The sequence below is a fragment of the Synechococcus sp. 60AY4M2 genome (assembly GCF_002760375.1).
Classification (GTDB): domain Bacteria; phylum Cyanobacteriota; class Cyanobacteriia; order Thermostichales; family Thermostichaceae; genus Thermostichus.
The window spans coordinates 89,320-96,471 of the sequence record NZ_AUMZ01000001.1; the positions used below are offsets into that span (position 1 = coordinate 89,320).

A 7,152-nucleotide genomic window follows, 5' to 3' on the forward strand; every position below is an offset into this window, starting at 1 on the left:
ACCAGTTGATTGGGTTATTGCTCACTTTATAAAAGAGGGCTGTAGTCCCCAACAGCATCCGGTTGTGCAAGATATCAACCAAGTAGTCAGAAGGATAATCTATCGAGAGCTGATTTGAGAGGACTTGGCCCTTACATCCATTCCAACCGTCAGCAAAACTTCGTTGTCCATTACAAACAAGCTCCTTCTCAAAAAATTGTATTTCAGGATACATATTTTCAGGGATCTCCCCCTTAGGATAAGCCGAGCAGTAACCCGATCTCGAAGTAACCTCAACAGAAGCGACTATGGCACGTTTAGAACTCTCCCGGCGGGACTTCTGCCTGCGTTCTGGGGCTTTTGTGGCTGGCCTGATGGGGAGCCGCTGGTTGGTTCGCGATGCCGCGGTGGCTCAAGGAACCAAGCTGAAGGTGGCCGGGGTTTATACGGTTCCCATTGAGCAGCAGTGGGTGAGCCGGATCCATAAAGCGTTGATGGCTGCCCAGAAGCGGGGGGATATTGACTACACCTGGTCAGAGTCAGTTTCCAACACCGACTACCCACGGGTGCTGCGTCAGTATGCCGAGAGCGGCGTCCAACTGCTGGTGGGTGAGGTCTTCGGGGTGGAGCGGGAAGCGCGGGAAGTAGCCAAAGACTATCCTAAGGTCAGCTTTTTGATGGGATCCAGCCTCAAGCCGGATCCTGCCCTGAGCAATTTTGCCGTGTTTGACAACTACATCCACGAGCCTTCCTATTTGACGGGAATGGTGGCCGGGGGGCTGACCCGCTCCAAAATCATCGGCATGGTGGGGGGCTATCCCATTCCAGAAGTGAACCGCCTCATGAATGCTTTTATGGCAGGGGCGAGGGAACTGCAGCCGGAGGTGAAGTTTTTGGTCACCTTTATCGGCAGTTGGTTTGATCCCCCCAAAGCCAAAGAGGCGGCTTTTGCCCAAATTGATGCCGGTGCAGATATCCTCTATGCAGAGCGGTTTGGGGTATCTGATGCCGCTAAAGAGAGGGGCGTTTTGGCCATCGGCAATGTGATCGATACCCAGCCGGACTACCCGGAAACGGTGGTGGTCAGCGCCCTGTGGCACATGGAACCCACCATCGACAGAGCCATTGCCGCGGTGAAGGCCGGAGAATTTAAGGCAGAGGACTACGGGATCTACAGCATGATGAAATATGGGGGATCCAGCCTCTCCGACTGGGGAACCTTTGCCGACAAGGTTCCGGCTGAACTGAAAGCTAAGGTGATGCAGAGGCAGGCAGAGATTCTGGCAGGGTCTTTTGTTGTAGCCATCGATGATAGCGAACCCAAGTCCACCCTCTGAAGCGCCTTTGGCCTTGAAGGTGGTGGGCATTACTAAGCGCTTTGGTGCTCTGCTGGCCAACGACCAGATTGATCTTGAGCTGCGGGCCGGGGAGATTCTGGCCATCTTGGGGGAAAATGGGGCGGGCAAAACGACGCTGATGAATATCCTGTTTGGGCACTATGTTCCCGATCAGGGTCAGGTGTGGGTGTTTGGTCGGCCCCTCAAGCTGGGATCCCCGGCGGCTGCCCTGGCGGCGGGGATAGGCATGGTGCATCAGCATGTGGTCTTGGCCGATAATCTGTCGGTGCTGGACAACATTCTTCTGGGCACTCAGCCCCTGTGGCACCTGTGGTCTCGGCGGCGAGAGGGACGGCAGCGCATCCAAAAGCTAGCTGAGGAATTGGGGTTGGCCGTGGATCCCGATGCTCTGGTGGGATCTCTAACCTTGGGGGAGCGGCAGCGGGTGGAGATCCTCAAGGTGCTGTATCGAGGGGCGCGGATCCTGATTTTGGATGAGCCTACGGCGGTGTTGACCCCACCGGAAATTGAGCCGTTTTTTCACACCCTACGGCAGATGGCCGGTCGCGGACTGGGGATCCTGCTGATTTCCCACAAGCTCCAGGAGGTGATGCGCATCAGTGACCGGGTGATGGTGCTGCGCTCAGGGCGGGTGGTGATGACGGGCAAGACGGCTGAGATCCATCCCACAGCTCTGGCGGAAGCGATGGTGGGGCAGCGGTTGGCGGCGGTGGTCAAAGCCCCTTTGTCTCCGGGGGAGACGGTCTTAGAGTTGCAGCAGGTCTCCTGTCGGGCAGGGCAGCAGCATCTGGAGCAGGTTTCTCTGACGGTGCGGCGTCACGAAATCGTGGGTATTGCCGGGGTGGCGGGCAATGGGCAGGCCGTTCTGGCAGATCTGGTCTGTGGGGTGATCCGGCCCCACCAAGGTCATCTCCATCTGCATGGCCGAGTCCTGCGGCTGATCTCTCCTGCTGAGATGGTGCGGCAAGGCATGGCCCGGATCCCAGAAGACCGCCACAAAACTGGGCTGATTGGTTCCCTTAGCCTATGGGAAAACTGGGTCATCGAGCGCTATCGGGATCCCGAATTCTCGCGGTGGGGGATCCTGCGTCACCGGCAAATCTATCAGCAGGCTCACACCTGGCTACAGACCTACGACGTGCGGGGACTCCAGAGTGGGGATCCGCGGCAGGCGCTCCAGATGCCAGTGCAACTGCTGTCCGGCGGAAATATGCAAAAAGTGATCCTCTCGCGGGAGCTGTGTCGGGATCCCCAGGTGATTGTGGCTCACCAACCGACGCGGGGACTGGATCTGGGGGCTGTGGCTTACGTGCATGCCCAACTGCTGGCAGCAGCCCGGGCTGGAGCCGGGATCCTGCTCATTTCTGAAGACTTGGATGAATTGCTGAGTTTGGCCGATCGGGTGGCGGTGCTCTATCGCGGTCGGCTTTCCCCAGCAATCCCAACCCAAACCACAACGGTGACCGCCTTGGGGTTGCGTATGGCCGGGCAGGAGGTGGCCGATGCGTGTTGAACCTCGTTCCACGGTGCCCCTTTGGCTGATCCTGAGTGCGCCGATGGCAGCCATTGTCCTGGCTTTCCTCTCCTGTAGCCTGTTGATCCTGTGGACGGGATCCCCGGTTTTGGCAGCCTATGGAGCTTTGCTGCGGGGAGCGGTGGGATCCCCCTTTGCCCTGAGCGAAACTTTGACGCGGGCCATTCCCCTGATCCTGACGGGATTGGCGGTGGCGGTGTGTTTTCGGGCCAAGTTGTGGAACATCGGTGCGGAAGGCCAGTTTTATGGTGGGGCTCTGGCTGCCAGCCTCTTGGGCACCGCTGGGCTTTCGCTGCCGCGCCCATGGTTGGTGTTGGTGCTGCTGCTGGCGGGCTGGATTGCTGGAGGGCTGCTGCTGTGGATCCCGGCCTGGCTCAAGACCCAGTTCCAGGTGGACGAAGTGGTGACCACCTTGCTGCTCAATTTTGTCATTCTTCTCGGGATTAGCTATCTCCTGGAAGGCCCCCTCAAAGATCCTCTGGCTCTGGGTTGGCCCCAAGGTCGTGCCCTTGTGGATGCCGCCCTACTGCCGCGGCTGATCCCCCGCAGTCGTCTCCACGCTGGTTTAATCATCGCCCTGCTCGCTGCCCTGGGGGTGTGGGCCATAGAGCGGTTCACCGTTTGGGGCTTAGAAATGCGAGCCGTAGGCGCCAACCCAGAAGCGGCCAGGTTCCTCGGCATCCCAGTCCGGAGAGTTATTTTATATACCTCATTGTTGGGAGGTGGGCTGGCAGGCTTGGCGGGAGCTTGTGAACTCCTCGGGCTCAAGGGCTATCTCACCTTGGATTTATCCCCTGGCTTTGGCTACACCGGCATCGTCGTTGCCCTGTTGGCCCAACTGCATCCCTTGGGAGTGGTGGGGGCCGCAGTTTTCATTGCCGGGGTTTATGTGGGAGCCGATACCATGGGGCGTAGCTTGGGCGTTCCCACCTATCTTGCCGATGTCATTGTTGCTGCTGCCCTGCTGTGGATGTTGGTCTGCATGGGATTGGCCCGTTATCGTCTGCGCTGGGACTGAGCACCCGTGTCTGCACTCCTGAGTCTAATCAGCTTAATCAGCACCACCAGCTTTTGGGTGGCCACCCTGCGCATTGCCACTCCCTTGCTCTTTGGCACTTTGGGCGAAGTCCTCTGTGAGCGGGCCGGCGTTCTCAATCTGGGCATCGAAGGGATCATGACCCTGGGGGCCATGACCGGTTGGCTGGTGGTCTATCAGGGATCCGGATTGTGGTGGGGCGTAGCCTTTGCTGCCGTCCTCGGTGCAGGTGTGGGCTTGATTCACAGCCTGTTGACCGTCCGCCTTGGGGTTTCCCAGCACGTCACCGGCATTGGCATTACCCTCTTGACCATCAATGCCGCCTATTTTGTCTATCGCATGGCCCTGCCCCAGGTCACCTCTCCTCCCAAAATCGTCCCCTTCAGCCCTTGGCCGATCCCCGGTCTCTCCAGCCTGCCCTTTCTGGGAGAAACCCTGTTTACCCAGCCGCCCCTCACCTACCTCAGCCTTCTCCTGGTGCCCCTCATGGCCTACATCCTCTACCGAACTCCTCTGGGCCTGGCCGTGCGCATGGTTGGGGAAAATCCCCAAGCTGCCGCTTCCCAGGGGATCCCGGTCTATGCCGTTCGCACCGGGGCCGTGATGGTGGGCAGCGCTCTCATGGCAGTGGCCGGCGCTTTTTTAACCCTCTCTGCGTTCGATGCGTTTTTCTTCAATATCGTCAATGGACGGGGGTGGATTTGCATTGCCCTGGTGGTTTTTGCCGCTTGGGATCCCTGGCGAGCCTTAGGAGGAGCGTTGCTGTTTGCCGGGTTTGATGCTTTGCAATTGCGCCTTCAGCAGCTTTGGGGTAGCCGGATCCCCTATCAGTTTTTCTTAATGTTGCCCTATCTGCTCAGTATTGTGGCGTTGATTTTGGTCTCTCGCCATGCCAAAGCGCCCCGCGCCCTTTTGATCCCCTTTCGCCCTGAAGAACGGATTTGACTACTGGACTTTCAAGAAGCCGAAAATTACTCCCATTGAGCCTTTGCCCTTGCCCCAGAAGCCTGTATGTCTTACGCCAAGACGATTGTCTGTTTCGCCAACTCCAGAAAAATGGCCGGTCGCTGTATTGCCGGCAAGGAATGGCAGAACGGAGAGCCAGGGGAATGGATGCGTCTCATGAGGCTCTAGAATCTCGTCTTCTTGCCCTTTGCAAACTTCCAGAGGGGGACTTGTTTAGAAGTCGGGAAGAGTTTATAGCCGAAGCCTATCTCATTCAAGGCAGGCGTGTCGCCTATCGAGATGAGAAAATGTCAAAAAGTGATGAGCGGAGCGCGAGGCCATGAAGATATTTACAATAGGGTTCACGAAGAAAAGTGCAGAGCAATTTTTTAATCGCTTAAAACAGCCTGGTCTGGTTCGAGTTGTTGATACTCGACTTAATAACACCTCGCAACTGGCGGGATTCACGAAAAAGAATGACCTAGAGTTCTTCCTTCACGAGATCTGTAAGCTTGGATACATTCATTTGCCAGAATTGGCACCGACCCAAGAAATTCTTGATGCTTATAAAGCTAGTGGTGACTGGTCTAATTATGAGAGACAGTTTTTGTCGTTGATGGCCGAGCGTCGTATCGAAGATCAAGTGGATAAAAGTATTCTCGATGGAGGATGTCTGCTTTGTAGTGAAGCTACTCCTGAGCACTGTCATCGTAGGCTGGTTGCTGAATATTTGCACAGAAAATGGGGTGATGTTGAAATCGTGCATCTATAAAAACCAAGAGCTAGCACTACGGCTTTTTCCGATTTATGCAGCTACTCCGAGTTGCAGCAGGATTCCGGCAACACGGAGCGAAAGGGATGCCCAACCGATTTGGAAACTCTCTCACCGACAGCAAGCTCAATACAGGGATCCCCGCTTGGGCAGCTCCAACACTGGGCCAGTGTTTGCCGCCGTTGCTTTTGGATCCCAAGTTCCTGCTGTCAGCTAGCGTGTATGGTAGATGAAAGCTTGTTTTTGGGTCTTTCCCCGTCCCTATGCCCAGGGCTAGCACCTCTCGCCATCAGACCGACCCCCGCTTCAGCTCTGCTATCGCTACGCGAGGCTTTCGCGAACAGGCCAAAGGGTTAAAGCCCCACCAACAAAAGCAACTGCAACGGCTTTACCAACTGCGCCTACCCCCCGACCGCTTGGTGACGGTGGAGTTTGCCCAACGGCTGGGATCCCTGACCCAAGAGTTGGAAGGCCGGCCCATCAGCGTTTACCTCAACCGGCGCGGCCAGGTGATCCGCGTAGGGGTGGGATCCCCTTTTGAAACCCAGATTCCCGCTTGGGAATTGCCCCGCCAGGGGGCCGAGCGCCTATCCGGGATCCGCTGCATCACCACCCAAATGGGGGAGGGGGGCCCCGGTCAAAAAGCGCTGACGGCCATGGCTTTGCAGCGTTTGGATGCCCTCATCACCCTTTCCGTGTCCAAGTCAGGAGGGCACCGACGCCGGGGAGGAGCGGCTACGGGCTTTGTTCACCGGGCATATCTGGCCCATCTGCTGCCGGAGGGAGAGCGCCGTTGGCAGGTTTCTGAGCCTTTGCCTTTGGGGATCCTGGCAGAACAGGATCTGCAGGAGCTGGTGGCGGAGCTAGAAGATGGCTTTCGGCGCCAAGTGACCGCCCGCCAGGTGGATCTGGATCAGGATCGGGCCATCCTGGTGGGGCTGCAGGAGTCCGGGCAGAGCTACGAGGATCTCATGGATGGGTTGGCGGAGCTGGGCCGCCTGGTGGAAAGCGCCGGCGGTCAGGTGCTGCAAGCCCTCTGGCAACGGCGGGAGGGACCCAACTCGGCCACGGTAATCGGCTCCGGTAAGGTGCAAGAGCTGGCGCTGCTGGTCCAGGATCTGGGCGCTAACTTGGTGGTGTTCGACCGGGAACTCACCCCCAGCCAGGTGCGCACCTTGGAAGAGGCGGTGGGGGTGCGGGTGGTGGATCGCAGCGAGGTGATCTTGGATATTTTTGCCCAGCGGGCCAGAACCCGGGCCGGAAAATTGCAGGTGGAGCTGGCGCAACTGCAGTATTTGCTGCCTCGCCTGGCCGGTCGCGGTCGCACCATGTCTCGGCTAGGTGGGGGCATCGGCACCCGTGGCCCTGGGGAAACCCAACTGGAAATGGAGCGGCGGGCCATCCAGCGGCGCATCAGCAAGCTGCGGCAAGAGTTGGACGAGTGGCTGTACAACGGCGGCCCCTACCAGCTGATTGTGCTGCACTTTTTGATTGGGGTGTTCTGCTACATGGGCCGGGAGTGGGAGCT

At 58.0% G+C, this 7,152-nt stretch carries 7 protein-coding genes; 6 read left to right on the forward strand and 1 reads right to left on the reverse strand.

All coding sequences use genetic code 11. From position 1 onward, the window contains the following. Positions 1-214, reverse strand: a 214-nt coding sequence (locus SYN60AY4M2_RS14160) for a hypothetical protein (RefSeq protein WP_206336900.1), incomplete at its 3' end; no start/stop codon positions are given. 73 nt (positions 215-287) lie between these two features. Between SYN60AY4M2_RS14160 and SYN60AY4M2_RS00385 the strand changes: the two genes are divergently transcribed. The 6 genes from SYN60AY4M2_RS00385 to hflX form a co-directional block, all read left to right on the forward strand. Next, positions 288-1,316, forward strand: a complete 1,029-nt coding sequence (locus SYN60AY4M2_RS00385; RefSeq protein ID WP_099812061.1) for a BMP family protein — start codon at positions 288-290, stop codon at positions 1,314-1,316. A gap of 7 nt (positions 1,317-1,323) precedes the next feature. After that, complete coding sequence (locus SYN60AY4M2_RS00390) at positions 1,324-2,850, forward strand: ABC transporter ATP-binding protein (RefSeq protein ID WP_240527651.1); 1,527 nt, start codon at positions 1,324-1,326, stop codon at positions 2,848-2,850. Beyond that, the gene (locus SYN60AY4M2_RS00395) at positions 2,840-3,889 is read left to right on the forward strand and encodes an ABC transporter permease (RefSeq protein ID WP_099812063.1); all 1,050 of its coding nucleotides are present in this window, start codon (positions 2,840-2,842) and stop codon (positions 3,887-3,889) included. The genes SYN60AY4M2_RS00390 and SYN60AY4M2_RS00395 overlap by 11 nt, the downstream gene beginning before the upstream one ends. Positions 3,890-3,895: 6 nt before the next feature. Next, positions 3,896-4,852, forward strand: coding sequence for an ABC transporter permease (locus SYN60AY4M2_RS00400; protein ID WP_099812064.1), 957 nt, complete (start codon positions 3,896-3,898; stop codon positions 4,850-4,852). A 340-nt stretch (positions 4,853-5,192) separates the two neighbouring features. Then, the gene (locus SYN60AY4M2_RS00410) at positions 5,193-5,624 is read left to right on the forward strand and encodes a DUF488 domain-containing protein (protein ID WP_099812065.1); all 432 of its coding nucleotides are present in this window, start codon (positions 5,193-5,195) and stop codon (positions 5,622-5,624) included. Between the two features lie 263 nt (positions 5,625-5,887). Next, a partial coding sequence (hflX, locus tag SYN60AY4M2_RS00415; RefSeq protein WP_240527652.1) for a GTPase HflX occupies positions 5,888-7,152 on the forward strand: 1,265 nt, incomplete at its 3' end.

What these genes read in the sequence shown, in the direction of transcription:
- SYN60AY4M2_RS00385 (WP_099812061.1), top strand. Translation starts at nt 288, where the DNA reads ATGGCACGTTTAGAACTCTCCCGGCGGGACTTCTGCCTGCGTTCTGGG.
- SYN60AY4M2_RS00395 (WP_099812063.1), top strand. Translation starts at nt 2,840, where the DNA reads ATGCGTGTTGAACCTCGTTCCACGGTGCCCCTTTGGCTGATCCTGAGT.
- SYN60AY4M2_RS00410 (WP_099812065.1), top strand. Translation starts at nt 5,193, where the DNA reads ATGAAGATATTTACAATAGGGTTCACGAAGAAAAGTGCAGAGCAATTT.